At 46.3% G+C, this 25676-nt stretch carries 29 protein-coding genes; 16 read left to right on the top strand and 13 right to left on the bottom strand.

The window, feature by feature from the left end:
* Positions 1-3 precede the first annotated feature (3 nt).
* Positions 4-1359, bottom strand: a complete 1356-nt coding sequence (locus MiSe_RS21350; protein ID WP_226584724.1) for a DICT sensory domain-containing protein — start codon at positions 1357-1359, stop codon at positions 4-6.
* An 81-nt stretch (positions 1360-1440) separates the two neighbouring features.
* Positions 1441-3015: a photosystem II high light acclimation radical SAM protein gene (locus tag MiSe_RS21345; protein ID WP_226584770.1), complete on the bottom strand. Its 1575-nt coding sequence runs from the start codon at positions 3013-3015 to the stop codon at positions 1441-1443.
* A 304-nt stretch (positions 3016-3319) separates the two neighbouring features.
* Between MiSe_RS21345 and MiSe_RS21340 the strand changes: the two genes are divergently transcribed.
* Positions 3320-3709 (top strand): DUF1830 domain-containing protein, encoded by a 390-nt coding sequence (locus tag MiSe_RS21340; protein WP_226584722.1) that lies wholly within the window; start codon positions 3320-3322, stop codon positions 3707-3709.
* A 1-nt stretch (position 3710) separates the two neighbouring features.
* On the opposite strand, the gene MiSe_RS21335 is transcribed toward MiSe_RS21340, so the two are convergent.
* Positions 3711-4931 carry an RNA-guided endonuclease InsQ/TnpB family protein gene (locus MiSe_RS21335; RefSeq protein ID WP_226584721.1) on the bottom strand — a complete coding sequence of 407 codons (1221 nt, stop codon included), beginning with the start codon at positions 4929-4931 and terminating at the stop codon, positions 3711-3713.
* 363 nt (positions 4932-5294) lie between these two features.
* Between MiSe_RS21335 and MiSe_RS21330 the strand changes: the two genes are divergently transcribed.
* Positions 5295-5732 (top strand): DUF4079 domain-containing protein, encoded by a 438-nt coding sequence (locus MiSe_RS21330; RefSeq protein WP_226584768.1) that lies wholly within the window; start codon positions 5295-5297, stop codon positions 5730-5732.
* 1 nt (position 5733) lies between these two features.
* Here MiSe_RS21330 and MiSe_RS21325 read toward each other — a convergent pair whose 3' ends face one another.
* Positions 5734-6033: a c-type cytochrome gene (locus tag MiSe_RS21325; protein WP_226584766.1), complete on the bottom strand. Its 300-nt coding sequence runs from the start codon at positions 6031-6033 to the stop codon at positions 5734-5736.
* Between the two features lie 155 nt (positions 6034-6188).
* On the opposite strand from MiSe_RS21325, the gene MiSe_RS21320 reads away from it, so the two are divergent.
* The gene (locus MiSe_RS21320) at positions 6189-6776 is read left to right on the top strand and encodes a hypothetical protein (RefSeq protein WP_226584719.1); all 588 of its coding nucleotides are present in this window, start codon (positions 6189-6191) and stop codon (positions 6774-6776) included.
* Between the two features lie 91 nt (positions 6777-6867).
* Positions 6868-7665: an ABC transporter ATP-binding protein gene (locus MiSe_RS21315; protein WP_226584717.1), complete on the top strand. Its 798-nt coding sequence runs from the start codon at positions 6868-6870 to the stop codon at positions 7663-7665.
* Positions 7666-7741: 76 nt separating this feature from the next.
* Here the strand turns inward: MiSe_RS21315 and MiSe_RS21310 are convergent, their stop codons facing one another.
* Complete coding sequence (locus MiSe_RS21310; RefSeq protein WP_226584716.1) at positions 7742-8524, bottom strand: response regulator transcription factor; 783 nt, start codon at positions 8522-8524, stop codon at positions 7742-7744.
* Positions 8525-8720: 196 nt separating this feature from the next.
* On the opposite strand from MiSe_RS21310, the gene MiSe_RS21305 reads away from it, so the two are divergent.
* The 4 genes from MiSe_RS21305 to MiSe_RS21290 all read left to right on the top strand — a co-directional run bounded on the left by MiSe_RS21305 (position 8721) and on the right by MiSe_RS21290 (position 12199).
* Positions 8721-8957, top strand: a complete 237-nt coding sequence (locus MiSe_RS21305) for a hypothetical protein (RefSeq protein ID WP_226584715.1) — start codon at positions 8721-8723, stop codon at positions 8955-8957.
* A gap of 90 nt (positions 8958-9047) precedes the next feature.
* Positions 9048-9305 (top strand): DUF6761 family protein, encoded by a 258-nt coding sequence (locus MiSe_RS21300; RefSeq protein WP_226584714.1) that lies wholly within the window; start codon positions 9048-9050, stop codon positions 9303-9305.
* Positions 9306-9856: 551 nt separating this feature from the next.
* Positions 9857-10954, top strand: a complete 1098-nt coding sequence (locus MiSe_RS21295; protein ID WP_226584713.1) for a hypothetical protein — start codon at positions 9857-9859, stop codon at positions 10952-10954.
* Between the two features lie 57 nt (positions 10955-11011).
* On the top strand, positions 11012-12199 hold the full coding sequence (locus MiSe_RS21290) for a pyridoxal phosphate-dependent aminotransferase (protein ID WP_226584712.1): 1188 nt from the start codon (positions 11012-11014) through the stop codon (positions 12197-12199).
* Positions 12200-12389: 190 nt separating this feature from the next.
* On the opposite strand, the gene grxD is transcribed toward MiSe_RS21290, so the two are convergent.
* Entirely contained in the window at positions 12390-12713 is a 324-nt protein-coding gene (gene grxD / locus MiSe_RS21285; protein ID WP_226584764.1) for a Grx4 family monothiol glutaredoxin, read from the bottom strand.
* A 131-nt stretch (positions 12714-12844) separates the two neighbouring features.
* Positions 12845-13081 carry a BolA family protein gene (locus MiSe_RS21280; RefSeq protein WP_226584711.1) on the bottom strand — a complete coding sequence of 79 codons (237 nt, stop codon included), beginning with the start codon at positions 13079-13081 and terminating at the stop codon, positions 12845-12847.
* A 214-nt stretch (positions 13082-13295) separates the two neighbouring features.
* Here MiSe_RS21280 and MiSe_RS21275 point away from each other — a divergent pair, with 214 nt between their 5' ends.
* Positions 13296-14492 carry an RNA-guided endonuclease InsQ/TnpB family protein gene (locus tag MiSe_RS21275; protein ID WP_226584709.1) on the top strand — a complete coding sequence of 399 codons (1197 nt, stop codon included), beginning with the start codon at positions 13296-13298 and terminating at the stop codon, positions 14490-14492.
* Positions 14493-14517: 25 nt separating this feature from the next.
* On the opposite strand, the gene MiSe_RS21270 is transcribed toward MiSe_RS21275, so the two are convergent.
* The 4 genes from MiSe_RS21270 to grxC all read right to left on the bottom strand — a co-directional run bounded on the left by MiSe_RS21270 (position 14518) and on the right by grxC (position 17040).
* On the bottom strand, positions 14518-15138 hold the full coding sequence (locus tag MiSe_RS21270; protein ID WP_226584707.1) for a hypothetical protein: 621 nt from the start codon (positions 15136-15138) through the stop codon (positions 14518-14520).
* A 127-nt stretch (positions 15139-15265) separates the two neighbouring features.
* Positions 15266-16033, bottom strand: a complete 768-nt coding sequence (locus MiSe_RS21265) for a lysophospholipid acyltransferase family protein (protein WP_226584705.1) — start codon at positions 16031-16033, stop codon at positions 15266-15268.
* Between the two features lie 190 nt (positions 16034-16223).
* On the bottom strand, positions 16224-16718 hold the full coding sequence (tadA, locus tag MiSe_RS21260) for a tRNA adenosine(34) deaminase TadA (protein WP_264196620.1): 495 nt from the start codon (positions 16716-16718) through the stop codon (positions 16224-16226).
* 4 nt (positions 16719-16722) lie between these two features.
* Complete coding sequence (grxC, locus tag MiSe_RS21255) at positions 16723-17040, bottom strand: glutaredoxin 3 (RefSeq protein ID WP_226584703.1); 318 nt, start codon at positions 17038-17040, stop codon at positions 16723-16725.
* Between the two features lie 273 nt (positions 17041-17313).
* On the opposite strand from grxC, the gene MiSe_RS21250 reads away from it, so the two are divergent.
* From MiSe_RS21250 to MiSe_RS21220, 7 genes are all read left to right on the top strand, one after another.
* Positions 17314-17595: a hypothetical protein gene (locus tag MiSe_RS21250; RefSeq protein WP_226584701.1), complete on the top strand. Its 282-nt coding sequence runs from the start codon at positions 17314-17316 to the stop codon at positions 17593-17595.
* Positions 17596-17601: 6 nt separating this feature from the next.
* Entirely contained in the window at positions 17602-17889 is a 288-nt protein-coding gene (locus MiSe_RS21245; RefSeq protein WP_226584699.1) for a type II toxin-antitoxin system RelE/ParE family toxin, read from the top strand.
* Positions 17890-17999: 110 nt separating this feature from the next.
* Positions 18000-19121: a filamentous hemagglutinin N-terminal domain-containing protein gene (locus tag MiSe_RS21240; RefSeq protein ID WP_226584697.1), complete on the top strand. Its 1122-nt coding sequence runs from the start codon at positions 18000-18002 to the stop codon at positions 19119-19121.
* A 160-nt stretch (positions 19122-19281) separates the two neighbouring features.
* Positions 19282-20427: a beta strand repeat-containing protein gene (locus MiSe_RS21235; protein ID WP_226584696.1), complete on the top strand. Its 1146-nt coding sequence runs from the start codon at positions 19282-19284 to the stop codon at positions 20425-20427.
* A gap of 339 nt (positions 20428-20766) precedes the next feature.
* Entirely contained in the window at positions 20767-21579 is an 813-nt protein-coding gene (locus tag MiSe_RS21230) for a calcium-binding protein (RefSeq protein WP_226584694.1), read from the top strand.
* 107 nt (positions 21580-21686) lie between these two features.
* Positions 21687-22724 carry a class II fructose-bisphosphatase gene (gene glpX, locus MiSe_RS21225; RefSeq protein WP_226584759.1) on the top strand — a complete coding sequence of 346 codons (1038 nt, stop codon included), beginning with the start codon at positions 21687-21689 and terminating at the stop codon, positions 22722-22724.
* A 119-nt stretch (positions 22725-22843) separates the two neighbouring features.
* Positions 22844-24139, top strand: a complete 1296-nt coding sequence (locus tag MiSe_RS21220; protein ID WP_226584692.1) for a glutamyl-tRNA reductase — start codon at positions 22844-22846, stop codon at positions 24137-24139.
* Positions 24140-24214: 75 nt separating this feature from the next.
* Here the strand turns inward: MiSe_RS21220 and MiSe_RS21215 are convergent, their stop codons facing one another.
* Together MiSe_RS21215 and tnpA are read right to left on the bottom strand one after the other, a co-directional pair.
* Positions 24215-25006, bottom strand: coding sequence for a PDDEXK nuclease domain-containing protein (locus MiSe_RS21215; RefSeq protein ID WP_226584690.1), 792 nt, complete (start codon positions 25004-25006; stop codon positions 24215-24217).
* 87 nt (positions 25007-25093) lie between these two features.
* Positions 25094-25492: an IS200/IS605 family transposase gene (tnpA, locus tag MiSe_RS21210; RefSeq protein WP_226584689.1), complete on the bottom strand. Its 399-nt coding sequence runs from the start codon at positions 25490-25492 to the stop codon at positions 25094-25096.
* Positions 25493-25676: the final 184 nt, after the last annotated feature.

The raw sequence follows: 25676 nt of genomic DNA, 5'->3' as shown, positions 1-25676 counted from the left end.
TGATTAATTACTAACCAAATTGCTTTCCTGATGGTCATCAAATAACCACATGCCAGTACTCACTTTAGGTGGCGTAACAGGTAAGCTGAGTCCCTGTTGTAAACCTTTGACCAAAAGAGTTAGGGCTTCTATTAGTTTAGGGTCCCACCGCTCCCCTGCCAGCGCCTGACACTCTGCCAAAGCTTGAGATAAACTTTCGGCGCGACTGTTTTGGGATGCTTTATACTGACTGACTCGCCACTGAAAATCTGTAACTAGCCCTAAAATTCTCGACTCCAAGGGTATGGCATCATATGCTAACCCGGCGGGAGTGCCGCTACCGTTCCACCATTCGGTAAAGTGGGTGATGATTGATGCGATCGCTTTCAACTGCGGCATGGCACGCAATGCCTGTATTCCCGGCACTAAGGCGCAGCAAGGCACTTCTTCCTGGGAGGAAGTCGCCGGTGTCAACGATGGCACTAACCCGTGGAGTAGACCAGCAAGGCGCAAGCGCTTTAACTGCCATGCGGGTAAATCTAAAATTTGCCCCATTGTTTCTGCTAGCGCTGCTACTTCTGCCGTTGACATTGGGTTTCCCGTATTGGCAAGTTCCATCAGCTGCGCCATCCGCACGAAAGCTTGTAACTCGTTGGAAACCAAGTTAATATCCAACAGTTCGTGATGGGATGGGGGTATTTCCCCGTGCTTGTCCTTAATTAAATCCTCATGGCTACTCTGAAGGTAATCTACCACGCGGGATACAATCGCACCGAGATCTTCTGGTTGCTGGTTTCCCTCCCTCGGCATTGCTTTGAGCTGCGCGGTTAATTTTTCTTCCAGTTCGGGATTATATTGCCCGATGCGAGACTTCGCTAATTCTACCGTTTCCCATACCAACGCCGGTTCAAACGTCCAAAACCCGTAAAACTTGCGCTCCAAATCTGCTTCTGGTTGCCCCCCCGCTCCATAATCTGATCGGGATAGCTCTTGACAAATTACCATTGCTGTGTATGTAGGCGACAGAATCATCAAGTGCCACTCTTGCGCCACGGGATCGACAGGAGCGAGGCTAACTAAGTTTACATTGGGCAGCTTGCTGGTGGGGTGTTCGGCAAAGCCGGTATCGGGTGCTGCCATGATGGTAATTTGACGGGATTTTGCCGCTATTTCTCGATACCGCTCTGCTTCTTGCAGGTACCACTTTCCGCGCTGAAATGCCGTAATGACTATTGGCGAACAGTTTGAGGATAAAATGCTGTCTTCTAAGGCGTGGCAGAGGGCAACTAAGGTGTTTTTGTAATATACGCCAAAACGCAGCGGTCTTGGCCCAGTTTTGTGGGCATCTGACAGCTGTTGTAAAATTGAGCCTTCTAACATGGTTTTTGCTAATAGGGAGATTGCTAATTGCTAATTGCTAATGGCTGGTCAATTGCTGCTTAAGCCATTAGCCATTAGCTATTAGCGATTAGCTGTTACTAGCTGTTTTTGTTTGGTTGCGATGGGGGCATTGAGTGCTGATTCTAAGTCGGCACAACCGAGTCTTTGTTCTAATATTCTCATAACTTCGCGTCCAAAATCGTTGGGATTTTGTCGCCAAGCTTGCAAGCAAACTTCCCCAAAGAATGAGCCTAATGGTTCTGGGTTCCACAGGAGTTTTTTGGCTGTCCAAGGCATTAAGCTCATGGGATCGTAGCCTGGTTTGAGGATATTGTTTTCAAAGGCATATTCTTCTAAATGGGTGTGGGGTTGTAACCCGATGAAGAAGATTGCGGGTTCGACTTTATCGGCTCCAAAAATTCGCTCTAGTTCGCGGTGATAGGCGATAGTTTGGCGAATCGTTTCGGGACGTTCGTCAATCACGTTGAACGAGTAATTGACGGAAACTAAGTCGTTGAAACCGGCAGCTTTTAAGTCGCGGCAGTTTTCTAAGACGGTGCGGAGGTTATAGCCCATCCGCATTTTCCGTACCAGTTCCTGCGACCCGCTGGTAATGCCAATTTCAAAATAATTCATCCCGGTTTTTACCATCAAGTCGCATAATTGGGGCGTCAAATTATCTGCCCGAATGTATGCTGCCCAGTGGATATCTTTCATCCCGGCGTCGAGGATTTTTTGCAACAGTTCGACGGCGTCGTCGATAAATTTCCTGGCTGGGATAAACTGGGCGTCGGTAAACCAGAAGTTACGGATGCCGCGAGCGTATAATTGGCGCATCTCGGCGACGACTTCATCGGCGGGGTTGATGCGTACTTGTTTGCCTTCGATGACGGTGTAAACGCAGTAGCAGCAGTTGTGGGGACAACCGCGCTTGGTTTGGACGCCGACGTAAAAGTCTTGCTCTTGCAGGTAATATGGAAATTCCGGCCAGATGGTTTCGATATAGTCGTAATTGCAGGCGGTTTTTTCGATCGGGGTGGGAGGTTCGTGGATCATGCGATCGCGCGGTGTTGTCTCTCCCACCACATAACACCTTTCGTTGCTAAAATCTTGCCCCCGCAACAGTTTTTCCAGCAACGTTTCGCCTTCGCCTACCGAAACAATTGTCCCATTCGGCAAGCTTTTACCCAATTGCTCGTAGAATACGCTCACCGCACCGCCGCCAACAACCGCACGCGCATCGCTTTGGTATTTTCTGGCGCGTTTTAGTCCCCGCTTGATTAACCCCAGGTTGCGCCACAGTTCCATATAGTAGGCTGTGGTCACGCGCAACCCGCCCAGCGCTCCCCGCAATCTGATCAAAGGATTCGGGGCGTAGTAAAACTCAAAGGCGTGCTGGAGTGGGTTACCACCTCTACCCCCCACTGGTGCATAAATTTGGATATCTCGCCAAGAAAATACCAATAGGTTGGGTTGAAATTCATCTATACAGGTATCCAAGGCAGGGGCAAAATCTAGGGGTGGCACCGTTCCCAAATCGAAGATGCGCTGTTCTACCTCTGGATATAACTTATGCAGGTGATCGGCAAGATAAACAACCCCGATGGGAAAGATGGGGTTGCAGGGGAGGCGGACATAGAGAATTCGATTTGCCATTGCGGGTAAGTGGATGGGTGAGTTGCCACTCATTAATCAAAATTTTAAACCTGTCGTTCATATAACTTTACGATACCGCAGAGTTTATTCATCTGCCCGCTGCCAGCTTAAAATGACGCCGCTTCTTAGTTGGGCTTGTATCAACTTGTAAAATATATAAGAAATTCTTAACCTATCGGAAGACCGATTTTACGGTAGAATCCTTATGGAGTGGCCTGTTGGTAGTCACAGTTACAAACAACGGGGATCGCAAAATGCTAAGGTGCATATGTAATCGGTTTTGGCATCAGTTACCCTAGCAGCTATGGCTCAAATCCTTGATCCCTTACCGCCTAACTCGAGCGATCGCATCCTCTGTTGCTACGTGAATGCGACGAGCAAGGTTCAAGTTGTTCGGATTACCAACGTTCCCAACTGGTACTTCGAGCGGGTGGTGTTTCCGGGCCAACGCCTCATGTTTGAAACAATATCTGAGGCGCTGCTGGAAATTCATTCGGGTATGATGGCGAGTGCCATCTTATCGGATAAGATACCGTGCGATCGCTTACGAGTCGAGGAACAACCCCAAGTCTCGAGCGAGGCAAGTCAAAAAGTCGAAGCAACCATCGCTTTCCATCAAAAGTCAGAAAAAACAAACAAAACTTTAGACAAAACAGCATCTTTAACATCACCCGTTTTAGTGGCTGTAGAGTGAACTACTCCGCCCTGTAAGAGGGCGGAGCTTCCGTACTCACAGGGGAATGCCTCAACTTGGACGATCGTCCAAGTTTTGGTCTTACTCCCCCTCCTACGGCAGAAACGGCTGTTCCATCCGTCTTTAGGATTCTGATTCCTTCTGCTCTAATGTTCGTTGCGGCATTCCCATCCCTGTCATGATGCGTTTTGCAATTAGGGCAAGTCCATGCCCTCACATCTAATGGCATTTGGGACATTTGATGGTAACAATTAGAGCAGAGTTTGGAACTGGGAAAGAATCTATCAATTTCAACAAGCTTTCCGCCTTTGCGTTCAAGTTTATAAGCTAGGAAATTGACAAACATTCCCCATCCACAATCAGATATGGCTTTAGCTAAATTATGATTCCTTACCATGCCTTTAACATGAAGATTTTCGACTATCACAGCTTGGCTATCGCTGGTCAACTTATGACTAAGTTTGTGTAGAAAATCCTGCCTCGCGTTGGCTACTCGTTCATGAACTTTAGCTACAAGGAAGCGGTATTTGTTTCTAGAGTTACTTTCTTCTTTTTTGCGAGAAAGTTTTTGAAGTTTGCGTTTTAGGTTCTTTTCATGTTTAGCTAAATGCTTCGGGTTGTCATACTTGGAAACCTTTTCACCGTCTGTAACTACAGCAAAATGTTTTACCCCTAAGTCAATCCCATAAATTTTGCCGTCAGCAGTTTTAGGAGTTTCGCCTTCTGCTTCAAATAAGATAGAGGCAAAATATTTACCCGATGGTGTTTTACTGACGGTTACGGTTTTGATTTGGCCGTCTATAGGACGATGAATAGAGGCTTTGATTTCCCCAATATTTCCCGGTAATTTGACAACGCCATCTTTAACTTTTACGTTTTGAGGATATTTGGCAGACTGTTTACCTTTCTTAGATTTGAAATTAGGAAATCCAGCACGTCCATCAAAAAAGTTTTTGTAGGCTACGGTTAAGTTGAGTGTTGTTGCTTGTAAAACTTGGCTGTAACACTCACCCAACCATTCAGTTTCCTTGTCTTTTTTGAGCTTTGGAAGTAAAGCATTCAAGGCTGACTGCCCTAAACCTTTACCCGTTGCTTTATATTCCTCAATACTTTTGTTTAGTGCAAAGTTCCACCACCATCGACAACACCCAAATATCTTGGATAACTGGTGCTGCTGCTCGTTGGTTGGATATAAGCGAACTTTTACTACTTTTATAAGCATTACTGGAATATAACATTTACAGTAACAGGATAGCACAAATCTAAGAAATGTGGATTCGCTCTCGTGAGCGTCTGAGATAGTTTGTCGCTATCGATCCCCGCCTTCAGAAGGACGGGGACTTCGGCGACATTTTCGTTAAAATTTCCGTTTTTATGACTGCTGGGGCTGCTTTGCTCGAGCAGCCCTATTTTTGTGCTGGCGATTGCTACAGGACAATCGCCGCAACTCCAGATATGGTAGAGATGGTGCCGTACACCGCTCTTGATGCACCCTACATATAGAGACGTTGCGTAAGTCCTCTGCTAGTAGGGTCGAAGCATGAAGCTTCCCACTACCCATTACCGATTACCTATTACCCAATTTGTGAATTTACCTGATTTTATTTGGTTATGGAAAATTGCCGCCTGGTCGATGGGATTGTCGATCGCGGCATATCTGTTGCTAGCCTTATCGGGGATTTGGATGTTTTATACCCGCACCTCTGGCAGGCAAAAACCTAGCTGGCTGCGATCGCTGCACTACACTACAGGCAGCATTATGGTGGGTCTAGTACTTCTACTCCTAACCATTGGCATCGTGGGTACTTTGGGTCACTACGGCACCCTGGGTCATTCCTCCCACCTACCCGCTGGGTTAGCAGTAGTTGGATTAGTTTTATTATCGGCAGGCAGCGCCATCCTGATTAGCCCCCAATTTCCTTGGGCGCGACCTTTTCACATTGCAACGAATTTTGTTCTTTTTGTCGGCTTTGTCTTGGTTTCCCTAACTGGGTGGGACGTGGTACAGAAATATTTACCTTGATTTATCGCCAGCCTTTGTTTGCTTGTTCTAGAACGTAAGCGGAAACATCCTCAATTTCAGGTTGGGTTAAACGATCTTTGTAGGCGGACATATTGGCTTTGCCGTTGGCGACTAGGGTAGCGATCGCATCAATTGTATTGACTTTGTTGCGTTCTAATGTTTTAAGTTTAAGCGTCTTATTCCGCCGGATAATATTGCCACCGTTAACGTGACAACCGACACAGTGAACTTCAAAAAGTTTAGCGCCGTTGGCGGTATCTGCGGCAAGGACAGGGGAAGTTAAAACGTGAGTCCAAACCATCAGCGCACCCCATCCAACAATGAACCATCTTTTCAAGGCAATTCTCCTAAATTTATATAAATAAGTTTAATCGAGTTTGTCAGGGTTATTTCATGGTTGTTGCCGCGAGCGCCCGCACCCGTTAAATTGTTAAGAAAGTCAGCTAATATTCTACAGTGTCAACCAAACCAGTGAATCAACTCTCATCAGAAACAGAGTCAGCTTCTGTCTTCCGCATATCTCCATTGATCCGAATTACCTTATTGTGTCTGTATGTCGCTCTCACACTTCCCTTACCCTTTTTGTTGGCACAAGCAACCGCAGCACCCGTCCCCTCAGCTATTTTATGGTTAGGGATTGCCATGGGGTTAGTTGCCTTATATGCCGCCTTATGCGAACGGGTGATTTTAGATCGGCAACAAATTCAGGTAACCTATCCCCGCTGGGTTCCTCGCTTTTTTCGTAAAGGTTGGTCGCTACCTTGGACAGATGTAAAAGATTTGAAAATGCGTTCCACTGGACAAGGCGGGCTAGTTTATTATTTTCTCAGTCAATCTGGTCAAGCTTACTTGCTGCCGATGCGCGTGGTAGGATTTGCCCAAATGGTGAGGCAAGTGCAAGCAAAAACAGGCATCGATACAACAGATATTCGTCCGTTATCACAGCCTTGGATGTATTTAATTTTGTTAGGATTTACCTTGTTGTTGTTATTAGTAGATGCTTGGACAATCTTGACAGCTATGAGTTTGGGTAAGCTCACCTAGTTCGTAGTAAGGAATTTAGCACTAAAGTGCTTACTACAAACAAATTTAAACCCAGGATTACCCAGTTCGTAGTAAGGAATTTAGCACTAAAGTGCTTACTACAAACAAATTTAAACCCAGGATTACCTTGATTTTGAATAGCAGAAACAATCCGCAATTGCAAGTAGAAGGCGTCAGCTTAGCTGCGCCAGTCGGTTTATCTTATTTGCTCCAAAATATATCCTTTGAAGTTTTTTCAGGAGAACGAATTGCCATAATAGGGCCATCGGGTGCGGGGAAAACTTCGCTTTTGCGGCTGTTAAACCGACTCAGCGAACCCACCAAGGGATCGATTTATTTGGAAGAGCGAGATATCCGTAAAATTCCGGCGATTCAGTTGCGCCAGCAAGTGACTTTACTGATGCAAGAAGCTAAACTTTTGGGGATGACGGTACGGGAAGCGATCGCCTATCCCTTAGTTTTACGCCGCCTAGAGCAACAGCAGATACAAGAACGTCTAGCTTATTGGATCGAACAGCTACGCATCCCGCAAGACTGGCTAGGACGCACGGAGGTGCAACTATCTGCCGGACAGCGACAGCTGGTAGCTTACGCCCGTGCCTTAGTCATTCAACCTAAAATTTTACTCTTAGACGAACCAACTTCTGCCCTCGATGTTGGTCGTGCTTCTTTTGTTTTAAACCTACTGCAACAGTTACAGGAACGCGAACAAACCACAATTTTAATGGTCAATCAGCAACTAGAACAGGCGCAGCAATTTTGTACGCGAGTTTTACGCTTACAACAAGGTCAACTGGTTCAAGATTTACCAGCGACTCAAGTAGACTGGCTGCAACTGCGCGCAACTTTAATTGAATTAGAACGGCTTGCTGCCCAAGAATGGGAGTGAAAATAATTGCAGATTTTAGATTTTAGATGGCAGATTTAAATTAAATCTCAAATCTACAATCTCAAATCTCAAATTTTCACCGCCAATTACCGTCTAATGCGACCATGCTAGGCGTGCCAGGAGTAGGAGGCTTTTTGTTATTGACAGATTCATCCCCTTGAGTTTGATTCAGGTTGAGAAAATCCGGGTTAAAACGGTATCCCACGTTACGGACGGTTTGAATTAAACTAGGTTGCCGGGGATCGGTTTCCAGTTTCTTTCGCAGGGAGAGGACGTGGGTGTCTATCGTGCGCGGATTATCAATCGCATCGGGCCATGCTCTATGTAACAGTTCCGAACGACTTAAAGGCACTCCCCCAGCTTGAGCCAGGACATAGAGCAGGCTAAATTCTTGGGGGGTTAAATCTACCAGTTCGTCCTTGAAGCGGACGCGGCGCTGCACCAGGTCAATTTTGAGATCGCCATAATCCAGGTAAGCGGGTGGAGTCGTCGCGCGCTGGCGTCGAATCAGCGCCTCCACCCGCGCCAAAAACTCTTGGATGCCAAATGGCTTGGTTAAGTAATCATCTGCTCCTGCTTTCAATCCAGCGACGATATCGGCTTCGCTGTTGCGCGCAGAGAGCATGAGAACGAATGGCATTTGTTGCCGTTGCAGCCAGCCGCAAAATTCTAAAGCATCCCCGTCGGACACTTCGGTATCGAGAACTACTACCGTTGGCTGGCGCATGTGAAAAACTTCCCTAGCTTGATAGAGGCTAGCGGATTGATGCACGCGATATCCTGCCTGCTGTAAGTGCCAACCGAGCAGCGAGCGCAGGTGCGGATTACCTTCAACAATTTGAATCCCTACAGAAACCACGGAGGCTATATTCCTTGCCGTTATTGACCTTCAACTTAACACCAGACCCTATTAAAATTTTGTAACACCGGCTACTTGGGGGGCTACAGCGTTGGGCTTCATCTTAGTGCGTTCTAGCTTTTAGCGCAACCGCTGCGCCGGGATACGAGCCAAGCTGGGAAGAATATTAAATTATCGTTACAATAATCCTAACCTAGTGGTTCAAACACCAGTGACCGAGCCGGAACAAAAAATAGCAGAAATCGCTCAGCAGATACAGGTTTTCCTTTGCCTGCTTGATTACGATCAAGCTAAGCACGATGCGCCAGCGGGGTGTGGGCATCAAGCGAACGCGCGACTGACCGAACCTAGCCATCTGGACTTAAATATTGCCCAGTTGAATAATTTTCAGGAAATCTTTATCTCCAAGTCACGCATAGAGAGTCTACGTTAGTCGAGTGAAGATGCTATGCTTAACGCCAATAATTACCGACGGTAAACACTGTCCGTAATTTCCGCCCTTACCGAGTTCAGACACCCAACCATGCTCCAAGATACACAAACGATTCGCCACTATCAAAAACTGACCGACGCCCTAGTCGAAATGTGGAATCGAGGCTACAGATTCAGCGATTTAAGGTTGTATTTAGACGGATATCTCGCCGCCCTGCGCCACACTAACGCGATTGAACCTTATCTAATCAACCGTTTAGAAGAAGAGTCAACTCGCTACATCTACGATCCGTCCAACTTTGAAATGCCTCAGCTCCAGCCTGAGACCAAGAAATCTGACTATTACTAGCTCTTACGGGTTGCGTTATCAGTTCGATCTAGCTCAAACCAGGGTGGCAACTGCCACCCTTATTTGATCGGAGGACTTGGGGACTGTTGAGTCACGTAGGCGTAAGCCTTCCCGTAGGGTAACCCAAGGCTATAAGGCTTTTTGGGCAACACTGGTGTTCCACAAGGGCTGACGCTCTTTGTGAGCAACTCGGTATCAGTGCATAAATGTCTGGATGTCCCATATATCCTAAAGCAAGTACGAGTTGTCCCTTCGCGCAGCGTGCGGTCGGCATATCGCTTTCGGGCTTTTTGCTTACGGAATTATAATGAGTGGCGTTGTAGATTATAGCGGTTTACCAGCGAAGTGTTGGAAAGTTTGCAGGCACCCTTAAGGGTGCCGTTACACAAACCTTCGGTGTACCATCAGCGGCTGCAAACCGCTATCAACATGAACCAATAGATTTACAAGTTGGGTTAGCGAAGCTTACCGAAGGTATCGCTCAGTTTGATTTTTTGCATCTATCCAAAATTGAGAACCACTCGACGTGACCAATTTGAGCAAACCAAACCATGCAACTCAAGAAACTTACCAAAATAATTGGCAAAAAATTATCCTTAAATCCAGAAGCTCTTGATAAGCTGTCAAAAATTATTATCTTGTTACTGTTTGGGCTTGTTTCCTTGGTAGTTCTCTATTTTATCAGCAAGCTTAACCCTCAACTTCAAGAAACAATCGCCGAGATAGCGCTTGGTTTAATTCCAGAATTTATCGGTTCTATTGCTGTTTATTTGGTGTTAGATAGTAGCATTAAGCAGCTTTATGGTATATCCGAACTCCCTGCACTACCACTGGAAGATTTTGTTGATGATATAAATTCAGCTAAGCGAATTCGGATTCTGGAAACTTTCACCGATTTAGCCAACGACAAATATCTTCACCAAAAGTTTTCTCAGGCAGTTATAACAGCTTTGGATAATGGTGCAGAAATCCAAATCCTTCTAATTCATCCTGACTCAGAAGGAGCCAAACAACGCGATGAAGAACTCAAATCGATTGGTATTAATGTGTTAGACATGCTCCGGCTGACACTAGCTCGTTTTTATAAGTTACAGGACAAACTTTCCGACAAAAGAGGAAGGGGTAGCCGCCGAGGTAAGCTACAAATTAAGCTATATAATGCTTCTCCTGCAATTGCAATGCATATGTGGGATCGCGATGCATATGTGAGTTTTTTCCCTGTGGGGAAACGTTCTGATGAAGCGCCCAATCTAAAGATATCTATTGTCACGACGTTTGGTAGATTTGCCGCCTCTAAGTTTGACGAATTATGGATTCACCAGGAAACTATTTCCCTCACCTCACACATGAAACTTACAGTAATACTTTCGAACGGTCAAAAAAACGATCTTTATTACGTGCGGAGCGGTGATAAAACTCCTAAATCTTTCTATGCATCTTGCACTTTCGGCGAGAACCTGCTCAATTATTTAGATCAATCGTGTTTGCCTCAAGCGGATCCAATCAAAGTTATTGCCGAAGGAAAAAGTTCGTCGGCTACCTGTAAAAGACTAAATTCATCCTCGGATAAAAATCTGGCGATCGCATTGAAAAAAAATATGAGTGGGATGCTCAAGAGAGGCACGCAAGAATTAACTCGGATCCTATAATCTTTATGATCGAACTGATCGATAACCAGAGTCCTTGATTCAATTTAAGCATTAATTATGGTAAGCCAGCCTTCATTGTCAGATGTTACTGCGGATGCGTTATACGCCAATAATGCAGATATCCGCAGTTTATTCTTAAAGTATTGGGAAGAACTAGAGAGATGTCCAAATTGCATCAATCTTGGCATGGGTATGCCACCGATTGAATTGTTTCAACCAGAGTTGGAAGCTCAAGAGGAATTTGACGCAGGAAGGCAGATATGGCAAGCAGAATATCAACATCAGGCAGGAGATAAATATGTGCGGGAAGCATTTTCAAAGTTTGAAGCAGAGCGTACAGGGATTGCTTATACAGCCGAGAATATTATGCTTGTATCGGGGGCAATTCGTGGTTTTTCCCTAGTTTTGGATTGTTTGGTAAAAGATGGAACTCGTGTTGTTGAAATTGTCCCAACCTATCCTCTCTGTTCAGGTCAAGCACGCAATATTTTAGAAAGACGAGGAGGAGCGGTCGCGACTGTTGTTCCAAAAGATACTAATACCTTCCAAATCACCTTTGATGAAATTAAACCATATATACAGCCATCCACCATTATTTATCTCACCAATCCTAATAATCCAACGGGACTTTATCTACCAAATGATGTTTTATCTAAGATAGTAACAACCTGCGAGAACGAAGGGGCCTATCTGATTATCGACCAAGCTTGCGATATCCCTCTAGCCTCAATTGCTGATGATAGAACTTATTTAGATAGTCCATCTGTAATCCGCATCTTAAGCTTATCAAAAACCTATCTACTTGCGGGTTTTCGGCTGGGATATGTGGTTGCTAATCCTCAGCCAATCGAAATATTTTCCAATGCTTTCTCCTTTGCCGATGGCAATGCACCTTGCGTCGCGAATAAAGCGATTATCAAATATTTGAATAATTCTCAATTAATGCCCTTATTTTCAAAGGTGTCTCGTTATAAAGTTGAACTTGCTTTACACAGATTGACAAAGTGTAGTTCAATTATCGACTTTATCAAACCAGAGGCATGTTTTTATATATTTTTGAAGCTCGGTTATCCCCGTAGTAGTTGGCTGCTTTTTAAGCAATTGGTATCGCGAGGAGTGAATGTGGTTCCTGGATGTTTATTCGGTGTTCGTGAAGGTTGTTGGATTCGTGTCTGCTGTGGTCGAGAAGATGATGTATTGATAGACTATTTAGATAAGCTTAGTCAAGCTCTTGATACCTTATAGAAGAAATTGCCGATTGCAGATTGCAGATTTAACGAAGGAGTATGAATGAATGCGCCTCAGTATAAAAACCAGTATAAAAACCGGAATTTCTTAACATAAAACACCAGGGAATACCAACGCATTTATGTTATAGAAATCCGGTTTTTGTGTAAGTCAAAATCCTAGAAGCCGAGTCAAGAAAATCGAGGGTTTACGAAGCGAGAGCGACTTCCACCTTTTGCTGTAACTCGCCTTTTTCATACAGCTCGATCATGATATCCGAGCCGCCAATAAACTCACCGTCAATATAAACTTGAGGAATCGTAGGCCAGTTGGAATATTCCTTAATTCCCTGACGGATTTCGTAGTCTTCCAGAACATCTACGGTTTGGTAGGGGACTCCCAAAGTATTCAGAATCTGCACCACATTGTTGGAGAAACCGCACTGGGGCATCAACTTGTTGCCCTTCATGAAGACTAAAATCTTATTGTCCTTAACTAATTTGTCCAGGCGTTCTTTCAGTTCTGGTGTCATGATTTTACCCTTGCGATCGTGTTGTTTTCCTGTACTAGGTTCAAGCGGGTTTGGTTCAACCATATTACCGCTAACCAACGGGTCTTTGACCCAACCATTATGTTTGCTTAATTAATCGAACCAGCAGCTTGCTAGCCTTGGGGAGCAGAGGTATTCAGCGCCAGAGCATGAATCGCTTCTGTAGCCATAGCTTCTCGCAGTGCGCCATAAACCATCTGATGCTGTTGCACTCGATTCTTACCTTCAAACAACGAAGAAACTACCGTTACTTGATAGTGGTCGTTCGTTCCGGTTAAGTCTTGAACCTGAACCTGAGCGTCCGGCATTTGGGCCTTGATCATCGCTGCAACCTGATCCGGAGTAATCATTCGATTCCTTTCGTGTAAAAACCGACAGTTAAACGCTTTGTTTTAAGTTTAGCGCGATCGGCTCTCATCCCACGCTGTCGATAGGGTCAGCGTGGGATGATAGCCTCGGCAACGGATGCGCCTCACCCCTCGCAGGTGAGAGACTTAGAGCCTATAGGTCGTGCCCCAGTGTCAAAAGTACGTTATAGTGAATATACTTAACTCTAAAAATACCATGAGAAACGTAGTCAAAGTCAGGCTCTATCCCACCGATGACCAAAAGCAGGCACTCGCCAAAGCTTTCGGTTCGGTGCGTTGGGTCTGGAACTACTGTCTTGCCCTCAACAACGAAACCTATAAGGCAACGGGAAAGGGTATCTCTGGTATGGACTTAAAAAAACAGTTACCGCTTCTGAAAAAACACAAGGAGACCGAATGGCTGAAAGAAACCTACTCCCAATGCCTACAGCAAGCGGTACTCAACCTCTCGCAAGCCTTCGTTAACTTCTTTGAAAAACGAGCCTGCTATCCAAGATTTAAAAGCCGACACGGTAAACAGTCGTTACACTATCCCGCCAATGTCAAGATCGTTGAGGGGGCGGTTAAGTTTCCGTTTCTGGGAAAAATCCGAGCCAATCTTCACCGCAAATTTGACGGTCAACTCAAGACGGTAACGCTAGCGAAAACCAAGACCGATAAATACTACGCCTCCCTGCTTTTCGAGGATGAGCGACCCTACACCGTAGTATCTTCCCAGGGAAAAGCGATAGGAATCGATCTCGGTTTAACTTATTTCTGTATTACCAGTGACGCGAGTAAATACGATAATCCTCGCCACTTCAAAAAGCATGAACGTAACCTAAAAAGGAAACAGCGAAAGCTTTCAAGAAAACAGAAAGGGAGTAATTCACGCAGCCGCGCCAGAAAGCTGGTAGCGAGAGCGCACGAGAAAATCAGTAACTCTCATCTTGACTTCCTACATAAACTGTCGAGGAAAATTGTCAACGAGAACCAAGTGATAGTTTCCGAGAATCTGAACGTTAAGGGCATGGTCAAAAATCACAATCTAGCCAAAGCTATCAGCGATTGTGGTTGGTCTATGTTTCTTAACTTTATCGACTACAAAGCCAAACGGGACGGAAAAACTTTTCTGGAGATAGATAGGTTTTTCCCATCCTCTAAAACCTGTAACGTCTGTCTCCACATTGTTGATAGCTTGCCCCTCGATATTCGGTCTTGGGAATGCCCGCACTGCCATACCAAGCACGACCGGGACGTTAACGCCGCTATCAACATACGGGATGAAGGCTTGCGGTTACTCGCCTCTGGGACGGGGGCGACTGCTGATGGAGGGAATGTAAGACCAAAGCGAGGGCGAAAGTCTTCCGTGGCGGCTGTTCCCCGTGAAGTCAGAAGCTTACACTCTCCCTGAGGGGAGTGCAGGTAGTTCACTCGATTTACTGAGCAGATGAAGACGAGGGGGCATTACCCGCTCTGGGAAAAGGTGCATCGACAAAACCGAGTTCCAATAATTGCTGGTAAGCTTTTTTACCCAACTCCCTTGTTGGGTTTTGACTGCGGACAATTTGAACTAGCAACGGCACTGCCAGTTCCGGCTGATTTTGCGCCCTGTGTACGAGTGCCAATTGATACGTTGCCTCATCCCGCATTTGAGCGGTTTCGATTGCCTTGCGCCGTTGGCTATCGGCTACGCGGTTATCAATTCCTGAAAAACTGGCGGCTAGCTCTTGATAAAAGTTGGACAGTTGATTGAAAACTTGGCGAGCATCCTGAAGTTTCTTAATTGCCAAAGCATAATCCTGTGCCGAAACTGCATTGCTAGCTTCAGCCATCAGACGCTGCCCTCCTTGCAGGCTGAGCAGACTGCTATCTTGATTTAACGGACGCAGTTGGTTTGGGTCTGTTGCGTTAGCTGGCTGTACTCGATTAGAACCTGTCGGCAGAGCCGATTCCTGTGCCTGAACATGCACTGGTACTAGCAGGTGCAAAACTGCCATTAGCGGTAGAACCACCAAGCCAGTGAAGTTGAGGAAACGAGCAGTTGCTGAAGGGATCATGGAGTTGTTTTGTGCCAAGGCACAAATACGACGGATAGACTTCGCAGTATATTACCATTACTAGGCAAAAGTGAGTTGACAATTGCTGGCAATCCTTTGGGTGAGCGAGAGGCTGCTGCCGATCAAGCTAAACCGAACCAGCAAGCACCTTTGGGTTTGGGCTATCATAACCGACTTGCAACGTTCTGAGCGCCTCTTCCAAATCAGCCGTTAGTCGTGGGGCGCTTTGCTTGACGGATTCGGTTTTGATGTAGTAATCAGCCACCTGGAGGGGAGAACCAATGCGGATTTTGACATTACAGCCTTTGGTGGCAAAGGAAGTACTGTAATCAATGTTAATCGGCACAATTTTAACCCCTAAGCCTGGTTGGCTCGATTCGGCTTGCAGCGCTATGCGAGCTAAACCGGGTTGTAATTTATTGACTGGGTACTTGCGATTTTCGGAAAGGTATCCGCCCTCTGGGAAGATTACCAGGGTTTCCCTTGCTTGCAGTAACTCGATGGCGTGACGGATGCTGCCAATTCCCGGATGCTTGATGTCAACTGGGAAGCCGCCTAAGCGACGGATAAACCAGCCTTGCAATCCTCTCATTTCGTCTGAAGTAACCATAAACCGCAAATCTCGCCCCGTAATATCCCGCCCTGCGGCGATTGGAACCATAAATGAATCCCAGCGATCGCGATGGGTAGGAGCTAGAATAACTGGCGCTTGTTTGGGTAAATTTTCCCGTCCCGTTACTTCGATCTTGCCGAAGTAAAAGGGTAAAACAACGTAGCGCGCCAAGGGATAGGCTAAGGAACTCAAACAAGGGGAAACGCGAGAGGTGACTGTTGTCACTTTCATTGTTGGTTTTGACTCAGAGAGGGATTTTTCGGTGGAATCGAGCTGTGTCATATCAAAGGCGCTGGTTACTAAAGCATCCTTACTAGATAACGGTAAATTTTATCTGGTTAATTGTCTTCTATCAGATGGACACTTCTGTTGGTGTCATGAGCTTTTACAAGGCAATTATTGACGGTTTTTACGAAAAATGTGGGCGATTGGGTATGAGGGATATGATACCTTTGCTCGCCCATTCTCCTACTCACCTTTTTTGGGCAAACCACGATTGTAGCTGGTGGCGACAGGCAGATTCTAATATGCCACCGATGACGGATAAGCGGTGATTCGAGCAAGGGCTATCGGGGATATTAACTACGGTGCGGATAGCCCCTGTTTTCGGATCGTCCACTCCATAGACTAGCTTATCCAACCGGGCGTGAGCGATCGCACCGGCACACATCGGACATGGTTCTAAGGTAACGTAGAGGGTGCATTGGTTGAGATGCCTCTTTTGCAGGATTTTACTGGCTGCTCTGATGGCGATAATTTCTGCATGAGCTGTGGGGTCAAAGTCGCGTTCTTTTCGGTTTTGGCCTTGAGCGATCGCATTACCAGCAACATCAACAATAACCGCTCCCACTGGCACTTCACCCGCCTCACCAGCCGCTTGTGCCAGTTCTAGAGCTTGCATCATCCATTGTCGGTGAACCAGATAGGCTGCATCATCAATGGTGGGTGGGGATATTTCAATATTCACGCATTTAGGTTGTCGCTGGTTGTGTTAATAAAGTGTCCAGTTGACCTTGTCCGTCTAAGTGATAAAGGTCGTCACAGCCGCCTATATGCTCTTTATTAATAAAAATCTGGGGCACGGTGCGGCGTCCATTGGCTCGTTCGGACATTTTGTTTCTCGCTGCTTCGTCGCCGTCGATTTTGTATTCGGTGTAGTTGACGCCTTTCCACCACAGTAATAATTTAGCTCGTATACAGTACGGGCAGGTTTGCCATGTATAAATTTCTACATAAGCTTTGATGCGTTCTGGATGGCGACCAAGGATAGGGTTGAGGAAGTCTAGCATGTTCTTTTCCCTGTCTTCTGAGTCAACTGAATCTAGGGTATATCATTGGCTGGGAAAGGGAAATACAGGATGGGCGGCTCTTAGCGATCGCTCCCACTATTCAATCTTAATAAATAATTTTTACTATTAACCCTAAAATAGCTTAGGCGTTTTCCTGTATAAATTAATCGATTAACTACTGAGATAACCCTAGTAGTTAGAGGATGTCTCTAAAGCCAGAAACGTTAAAATAACATTATCCATCCTCATAGTACAGCCATTTTCCGACAACCTATGACCGAAGCCGCCACAATCAACACCCAACTCATCGATACCCTCACCCAAATTATCCTCGCTCTCACCGATGAAGAGCGCCACATCCTCATCCATAAAGTTCTAACTCCAAATCAAGCTTCAGACACTACAAACGCCGAGCAAGAAACCCTGAAGCAGGAAATCGCCATCGGCGCACAACAGCTCCAGACAGGACAATTCACAGAGTACGATGATACTTCTGTGCCTAATCTTTTCCTCACCATTAAACAACGCGGGCAACAGCGCCTACAGCAGGAGTAAGCGTTTGTGAATCGCTATCGCCTTTCCCAGCAAGCCGAACAAGATTTAGAAGATTTATGGGTTTATCTGGCACAGCAGGACAAAATTGCCGCAGATCGTCAAGTGGCGCGACTGCTAGATCGCTTTCCCATGCTTGCCCAATTTCCCAATATGGGGCGACAGAGAAATGAACTCTTCACAGGACTGAGAAGTTTTCCCGTCAAACCTTACATCATTTTCTACACAATTCTCCCAGAGAGAGTCGAGATTGTGAGAATCCTGCATCAATCACGGGATCTAGAAGCACAATTTTAGCGCTCGCTCCCGAAATACCATCCCTCCCAGATAATGTTCCTCAACCTCATATCTCTCAGTACATGAAAGGGTGTTCTGTCCGATTCTGGCTCTTTAACGGGTGTACTTTGTTGGCTCTATTCCCAGCCCAACCAACGGCAGCACAAATTATCCCGGATGCAACCTTACCTGTCAATTCCACAATTACGCAAGCAGGGAACACCCGCATTATTGAGGGAGGAACAAGCGCAGGTAGCAATTTATTTCACAGCTTTCAAGAGTTTTCTGTCCCGACGGGTGGCACCGCCTTTTTCAACAATGCTCTCGATATTCAGAATATTTTCAGCCGAGTAACAGGTGGATCTATTTCTAATATTGATGGCTTAATTCGAGCGAATGGGAATGCTAATTTATTCCGGCTCAATCCAAATGGGATTATTTTGGGTCGCAATGCGAGGCTAAATATTGGTGGCTCGTTTTTGGCAAGTACGGCAAACAGTATTGTCTTTGCAGATGGGAGTTTTTTCAGCGCTAAGACTCCTCAAGCAACACCGTTGTTAACTATCAGCGTACCCATTGGCTTACAATATGGCGGAGTAGCAGGAAGTATTGTGAATCAAGCCAGGGTAACCAATAGGGATAATTTTGTATCCGGCAGGCAAGTACAATTGGGAAATACCCTAGCACTGGTCGGCGGCGATGTGCGATTAGAAGGTGGAATTTTGCAAGCACCGGGTGGTCGAGTTGAGTTAGGAGGATTGGCAGCAGCAGGCATAATTCGACTGAGTATTGATGGCAAAATTCTGCGCTTGAATTTCCCTGAAGGGGTGGCGCGAACGGATGTATTTCTTAACAATATAGCTGGTGTTCTTGTTGATTCTACGGCAGGTGGGGATATTGCCATTAATGCTCGGAATTTGGCAATGTCTGAAGGAAGTACGCTTTTGGCTGGGATAGCTCTAAGTTTGGATCCATCTGGCACTGTTGCGGGGAATATTGAGATTAATGCCACAGAGCAAGTAACGATTTCCTCTGGCGCTATTGCCAATCTTATAGGCACGGTAGGTATAGCTCAGACTAAGGGGGGTGACATTAACATTACAACGAGGTCACTTTCTGTTAAGAATGGCGCTGGACTTTCCACCAGCACGTTGGGACTGGGAAATGGGGGAAATATCAGCATTATTGCCACTGATAGCATTTCTTTAGATGGGGTAGATAGCAATGGATTCTCTACTAACGCAAGTTGCTAGTTATCTTTTTAGGGCCCAAGACAGGCTAATGGCTAATAGCTAATGGCTGGTAGAAACGAAAAATATTCCCATAAGCAATTAGCAAGCTTGCGATTAGCTTCTGCTGTGCAACCCACGATAGTTATAACTAGCAACTTGGGTTACTATAGTCACAAGTACGGTGGAACGGGGAGCAAAAGGCAACACTGGCGATATCAACATCACAACAAGGTCGCTTTCTGTTACGGGTGGCGCTCAATTACAATCCCTGAGTCGCGGACAAGGGAATGCCGGAAATTTGAGGATTACTGCTACCGATAGCGTCTTCTTTGATGGAGTGAGTAGCAATAAACGCCCCAGTGCAGCTTTCACCACGGTGGAAACAGAAGCCGTAGGTAACGGTGGTAGCATTGACATCACAACCAGGTCGCTTTCCCTCACCAATGGTGGCGTTTTAACAGCGAGAACAAATGGGGAAGGAAATGCAGGAAATATCACGATTACTGCTACCGAAACCGTTTCCCTTGATGGCGTGGGGATTGATGGAGGTTCTAGCGGTATCTTTAGTACCGTCGGTGACAAAGCTGTGGGAAAGGGAGGCGAAATCAGCATTACAACTGGGTCGCTTGCTGTTACTAACGGCGCTCAATTACTTGTCGGTACTTCCGGAAAAGGAGATGCGGGAAATGTGAGGATTATTGCTACCGATACTGTCTCTTTTGATGGAGTGGGGAGCAATGGAGAATTCAGCGGTATTTTCAGCTCAGTAGCAGCAGAAACAGCTATTGGAAAAGGCGGTTTGATTGAGATTGAAACGGGGTTACTCTCAGTTACAAATCCTGCGGTTCTGAATGCCAACAGTGTCGGACAGGGTGCGGCAGGCAATATAGAGGTCAAAGCTGACTCCGTGGGTCTAAACCAAGCAGCGATTGGTGCTGAGACGGTGGCGGGTAAAGGGAATATTACCTTGCGATCCGACTCCCTCATCCTCCGCAATCGCAGCTTCATCACCACCAATGCCACAGGTAGCAATATCGTCGGCGGCAATATCACCCTCGATGTCGGTGTCCTCGCCGCTTTGGAAAATAGCGACATCAGTGCTAACTCTGAGGAATTTGTCGGCGTTAATGTCACTATAGATACTCAATTTATTTTAATTACGCAACCACGCGATGCACTTACCTCAGAAAGCGATATTACCGCTACTGGAAAGATTGCGGCTGGTACTATTACTATCAACACACCTGATGTTGACCCCAGTTCTGGATTGGTGGAATTGGCAGATAATGTGGTAGATGTTACCGGACTGATTGTTGACGGCTGTTGAGCCGCTCGACAAGGGAGTAGCTTCGTCGTCACCGGACGGGGCGGCATTGCACCGAGTCCCAACGAATCGATGGGGGGCGAAACGGTACTGGTAGATTTAGTTACACTCGATGGTGAAAGGCGGGGACGCTCTGAAGAAGAAGACGCTCTGACAAAGGAGTTGGAGAGACGCGGAGCGCGACCCTTCCGGCGATCAAAGCAATAGGATAGTGGAAGCTACTGGCTGGGTAATTAACGAAAAAGGCCAGGTTGTGCTTGTTGCTACTGCACCAACTCCCGACCTTGTTTGGCTGGCTGAACCAGCCTGTAGGTTAAGCGCTCAAATAAGGTAGGTAGAAAAATGGCACTCAACCCAGAAGGTTTTTACAGCCTGACTTCCGGCAACGATAATTTTCAGGTGACTCCAGGATTGCTGGTGGGGTTGCCAATTGGATTGGTGGCGCTACAGGGCAACGATACCATCAAAGGCTCTTCAGACAGCGAAATAATGAATGGCAACATGGGTGAGGACTTCGTGTACGGTGGCGGCGGCGCGGACACCCTGTATGGCGGGAAAGATTCTGATGGAGTGTTTGGGGACGAAGGGAACGACAACGTCAACGGGAATATGGGGGAAGACTTCGTTTTGGGGGGAGCAGGAGACTATATAGTTCGCGGCGGTAAAGGTTCAGATCTGGTGTTTGGGGACTTGCTAGCTGATAATACGGGGAAAGTTGGCCCTGGTGGTAATGACATTCTGATTGGGGATTTTGGCCTGGATTTCTTGATTGGTGGTGGGGGTAGCGATATTTTTGTCCTCAGAACCGATACGGTTTTGCAAGATCCCAATAGTGCCGATTTGATCTGGGATTTTGATAAATCTAGCGATCGCATTGGTTTAACTGGCGGCATCACTGAGGCCAATATCTTGCTGAAATCGGAGAATATCCCGATGGCTGACGTTCTCGCTACTCCAGAATTGGTAAATGTCGGCCTCACCACTGAAATGATTAGACAAGCATATATTTTCACTACAGGTATAGACATCGATCCCAACGGCGATGGTCTGATTAGCGGCACGTCAATTGGAATTAACGGCTCGGCGCTGCTGGGTTTTGCGATTAATACCACACCCGCCGACCTCAGCGGTCGTTTCACTGCCGTAGATTTTTAACTTATCGGAACCCCTTCAAGTGGAGATCCCCATTCTGATAGACTTTAAAACTGGTAAGGCCACACGAAACTTCGGAAAATCAAGCAGCTGGAAGGACGGACACCGTGATCGAGAGTAGCATCGGTTTAGAAATTATTGAAGTAGTAGAGCAGGCAGCGATCGCATCTGCTCGCTGGATGGGGAAAGGCGAAAAAAACACCGCCGATCACGTGGCTGTGGAAGCAATGCGGGAACGCATGAACAAAATTCACATGCGGGGTCGTATCGTTATCGGTGAAGGGGAACGGGATGAAGCTCCCATGCTCTATATCGGGGAAGAAGTGGGGATCTGCACCCGGGAAGATGCCAAAGCATTCTGCAACCCCGACGAACTGGTTGAGATTGACATTGCCGTTGACCCTTGCGAAGGCACTAACTTGGTCGCCTACGGTCAAAATGGTTCGATGGCGGTGTTGGCAATTTCTGAAAAAGGCGGGTTGTTTGCTGCACCCGACTTTTACATGAAAAAGTTGGCAGCACCAGCCGTGGCGCGGGGTCATGTCGATATCAATAAGTCCGCTACCGAAAACCTGAGAATCCTCTCGGATTGCATGAAGCGCAGTGTTGAGGAATTGGTGGTAGTCGTAATGGATCGCCCCCGTCACAAAGAACTGATTCAAGAAATTCGCAACGCGGGAGCCAGAGTGCGGCTGATCAGCGACGGCGACGTTTCTGCCGCGATTTGCTGTGCTTTTGCTGGGTCGGGCATTCACTGCTTGATGGGTATTGGCGCTGCACCCGAAGGCGTGATCTCGGCAGCAGCTATGCGCTGTTTGGGCGGACACTTCCAAGGTCAGCTGATCTACGATCCGGATGTCGTGAAAACAGGTTTGATTGGCGAAAACAAAGAAGGTAACCTGGCGCGGCTGAAGGAAATGGGAATTACTGACGGAGATCGGGTTTACAACGCTGAAGAACTCGCTTCTGGCGAAACTGTTCTGTTTGCTGCTTGCGGGATTACCCCAGGTACGCTGATGCAAGGTGTGCAGTTCTTCCACAACGGCGCTCGGACTCAAAGTCTGGTAATTTCCAGTCAATCGAGTACAGCTCGCTTCGTGGACACAATCCACATGTTCGATAAGCTGGAATACATACAGCTGCGCTAGGAAAATTTTAGATTTCAGATTGCAGATTTTAGATTTAAATTAATTTAATCTGAAATCTGCAATCGGCAATTTGAAATTACCAATTACCAATTAGCAATTAGCAATTAGCCATTTAGAAAATGAATATCGCAGTCGTAGGACTTAGCCATAAAACCGCAACCGTAGAAGTTCGGGAAAAACTGAGCATTCCAGAACCCCAGGTGGAAGGCGCCATCGCTCACCTCCTCAGTTACCCCCACATCGAAGAAGTCGCCATCCTCAGCACCTGCAACCGTCTGGAAATTTACATCGTCGCTAAGGAAACCGAACCAGGCGTCCGGGAAGTAACCCAATTTCTTTCCGAACATAGCAAAATCCCCGTTCCTCACCTGCGGAAACACCTGTTTATCCTGCTGCACCAAGACGCGGTCATGCACCTGATGCGCGTTGCAGCAGGTTTGGATAGTTTAGTGTTAGGAGAAGGGCAAATTCTGGCTCAAGTCAAAAATACTCATAAATTAGGCCAACAATACAAGGGAATTGGGTCAATTCTCAACCGATTATTTAAACAAGCGCTGACCGCTGGGAAGCGAGTCCGCACCGAAACCAGCATCGGTACAGGTGCTGTGTCTATCAGTTCGGCGGCGGTAGAATTAGCCCACATGAAAGTAGACCATTTAGCCGCCTGTAAAGTGGCAATTTTGGGCGCGGGTAAAATGTCGCGCCTGCTGGTGCAACATTTGTTGGCGAAGGGTGCAACTCAGATTGCGATTGTGAATCGTTCGATGCAGCGAGCGCAAGAATTAGCCAATCAATTTCCAGAAGCACAAATACAACTGCACACCCTATCAGAAATGATGCCAGTTGTTGCCGGATCTAATATTGTTTTTACCAGTACTTCTTCAACTGAACCGCTGTTAAATCGCACCAAATTGGAAGCGGTATTAACAGCCAGTTGCTCTTTGATGTTATTTGATATTTCCGTACCCCGCAACGTAGATGGGGATGTCAACGGATTGGCTAATGTCAAAGCATTTAATGTCGATGACTTAAAAGCTGTAGTAGCTCAAAATCAAGAAAGTCGGCGACAAATGGCGCAAGAAGCCGCAGTATTGTTGGAAGAAGAAGTCGAAGCTTTTGATAGTTGGTGGCGCAGTCTCGATACAGTCGAAACGATCAACTGCTTGCGAAATAAAATGGAAACTATCCGCGCCCAAGAGTTAGAAAAAGCTTTATCTCGTTTGGGTACGGAATTTTCAGAACGCCATCAAGGCGTAATTGAAAACCTGACGCGGGGTATTATCAATAAAATTCTCCACGACCCGATGGTACAATTACGGGCGCAGCAGGATATCGAAGCGCGGCGCAAAGCGATGCAAACTTTGGAAATGCTGTTTAATTTGGAAGCAGAGTCTACCGGCGAGCAGTTTGGTTAGCTCATTAATGGAGAATTGCAGATTGTAGATTGCAGATTTTAGATGTGAATTAAATCTGCAATCTTAATTTTTTAATTAGAAATCCATCTCATCTGATTCTATAGCGATCGCCTCTAGTTCCATTTCCAGCTGTTCTATCGAGGGTAAGCTATCGCGTAGCGGCTCAGGGAGTGACTGGTGCAATTTAAAGGTTGAAACACCAATCGGGTTTCCCATCTCCTGAAGGGCATACTCCACAGTGGTTTTGCTCTTACTTTTACAGAGAATGATGCCGATGGTGCGATTATCGCTGGAAGAGCGGAGCAGATTATCAACCGCTGCAACGTAGAAATTCATCTTGCCAGAGTATTCCGGTTGAAACTCTCGCATTTTGAGGTCAATGATGACATAGCAGTGAAGCTTTACATGGTAAAAGAGAAGGTCAAGCCTGTACTCTTTACCATCAACTTCAATCGGATACTGGTTGCCCAAAAAAGCAAAACCCAATCCAAGTTCCAGTAAAAAGTCGCGGATGTGTTCGACAAGACCTTTCTCCAGTTCCCGCTCTTGTGCATCTTGGCTGAGAGTGAGGAAGTCGAGGTGGTACGGGTCTTTCAGGAGACTTTGAGCGAGATCGGATTGTGGTTTTGGAAGCACTTGTTGGAAGTTGGTGATTGCTCCTCCCATGGGTTGGTAGAGGTCGGTTTCAATCTGAAGTACGAGTATATCCCGGCTCCAGCCGTTTTCCAGAGCTTTCCCAGCGTACCAAAGTCTTTTTTCATGGGACTTCAGCTTTTCAAGCAGGGCGATATTGTGCCTCCAGGGTAATTGTCCAACGCTGCGTTGGACAATTTCTTCATCCGGGTATGCCTCTGCAAAAGCTCTCATAGGAAAAACGGGAAGCGAGAAACTCAGTCTCTAAAGAGCTGAGAGGAAAGCGACACGAGCGGTTTTAACCGCAGTCGTATTTCAGAATCAACGATGGTGAGGATCTTCAATATAACGTTTAACCACATCGCTGCTAATATTACCAGCAGTACTGACAAAATAGCTGTGCGTCCAAAGAGACGGCAGCTTTTTTAATTGGGGAAACTCTTTTCGCAGATAGTAACTAGATCTACCTTTAAAAGCTTTAACCACTAAATGAGGAGTGTCGGTTGGCTTGACACTAACAAATAAATGAACGTGGTCGGGAGCAATCTCCATCGCCAATATATCCCAATCCCTCTCTATCGCTAAATCCAAAAACACCTGCCTTATCCTTGTTGCTACATCACCCACTAAAACCTTTTTCCTGCGCTTAGGAATCCAGACAAAATGAGAGTTCACCAAATACTTAATATGATTGTGAGATTGGTAATCTTTTTGCAGCATCTTGTCGTTTTGTTACATAACAGTTGACACAGGTATCGTAGTCGATTACCATAAGCATGTCAACAAACTCGCAAGTCATGCCAAAGACTAAAGACAGCATAGGCGTCCAGCAAATATTGCTACACCCAGATCCAGAAACAAAAGCGATATTAGAATACCTATGTCAACAGGCTGGCAAACTCTA

The sequence above is a fragment of the Microseira wollei NIES-4236 genome, assembly GCF_020521235.1.
Taxonomy (GTDB): domain Bacteria; phylum Cyanobacteriota; class Cyanobacteriia; order Cyanobacteriales; family Aerosakkonemataceae; genus Microseira; species Microseira wollei.
This window is presented reverse-complemented; position numbering and strand designations above follow the sequence as displayed.

Bases quoted from the DNA above. Each gene is read 5' to 3' on its own strand.
- MiSe_RS21350 (WP_226584724.1), bottom strand. From the start codon at position 1,359: ATGTTAGAAGGCTCAATTTTACAACAGCTGTCAGATGCCCACAAAACT.
- MiSe_RS21345 (WP_226584770.1), bottom strand. From the start codon at position 3,015: ATGGCAAATCGAATTCTCTATGTCCGCCTCCCCTGCAACCCCATCTTT.
- MiSe_RS21340 (WP_226584722.1), top strand. From the start codon at position 3,320: ATGGCTCAAATCCTTGATCCCTTACCGCCTAACTCGAGCGATCGCATC.
- MiSe_RS21335 (WP_226584721.1), bottom strand. From the start codon at position 4,931: ATGCTTATAAAAGTAGTAAAAGTTCGCTTATATCCAACCAACGAGCAG.
- MiSe_RS21325 (WP_226584766.1), bottom strand. From the start codon at position 6,033: ATGGTTTGGACTCACGTTTTAACTTCCCCTGTCCTTGCCGCAGATACC.
- MiSe_RS21300 (WP_226584714.1), top strand. From the start codon at position 9,048: ATGCTCCAAGATACACAAACGATTCGCCACTATCAAAAACTGACCGAC.
- MiSe_RS21295 (WP_226584713.1), top strand. From the start codon at position 9,857: ATGCAACTCAAGAAACTTACCAAAATAATTGGCAAAAAATTATCCTTA.
- MiSe_RS21290 (WP_226584712.1), top strand. From the start codon at position 11,012: ATGGTAAGCCAGCCTTCATTGTCAGATGTTACTGCGGATGCGTTATAC.
- grxD (WP_226584764.1), bottom strand. From the start codon at position 12,713: ATGACACCAGAACTGAAAGAACGCCTGGACAAATTAGTTAAGGACAAT.
- MiSe_RS21280 (WP_226584711.1), bottom strand. From the start codon at position 13,081: ATGATTACTCCGGATCAGGTTGCAGCGATGATCAAGGCCCAAATGCCG.
- MiSe_RS21275 (WP_226584709.1), top strand. From the start codon at position 13,296: ATGAGAAACGTAGTCAAAGTCAGGCTCTATCCCACCGATGACCAAAAG.
- MiSe_RS21270 (WP_226584707.1), bottom strand. From the start codon at position 15,138: ATGATCCCTTCAGCAACTGCTCGTTTCCTCAACTTCACTGGCTTGGTG.
- MiSe_RS21265 (WP_226584705.1), bottom strand. From the start codon at position 16,033: ATGACACAGCTCGATTCCACCGAAAAATCCCTCTCTGAGTCAAAACCA.
- grxC (WP_226584703.1), bottom strand. From the start codon at position 17,040: ATGCTAGACTTCCTCAACCCTATCCTTGGTCGCCATCCAGAACGCATC.
- MiSe_RS21250 (WP_226584701.1), top strand. From the start codon at position 17,314: ATGACCGAAGCCGCCACAATCAACACCCAACTCATCGATACCCTCACC.
- MiSe_RS21230 (WP_226584694.1), top strand. From the start codon at position 20,767: ATGGCACTCAACCCAGAAGGTTTTTACAGCCTGACTTCCGGCAACGAT.
- MiSe_RS21220 (WP_226584692.1), top strand. From the start codon at position 22,844: ATGAATATCGCAGTCGTAGGACTTAGCCATAAAACCGCAACCGTAGAA.
- MiSe_RS21215 (WP_226584690.1), bottom strand. From the start codon at position 25,006: ATGAGAGCTTTTGCAGAGGCATACCCGGATGAAGAAATTGTCCAACGC.
- tnpA (WP_226584689.1), bottom strand. From the start codon at position 25,492: ATGCTGCAAAAAGATTACCAATCTCACAATCATATTAAGTATTTGGTG.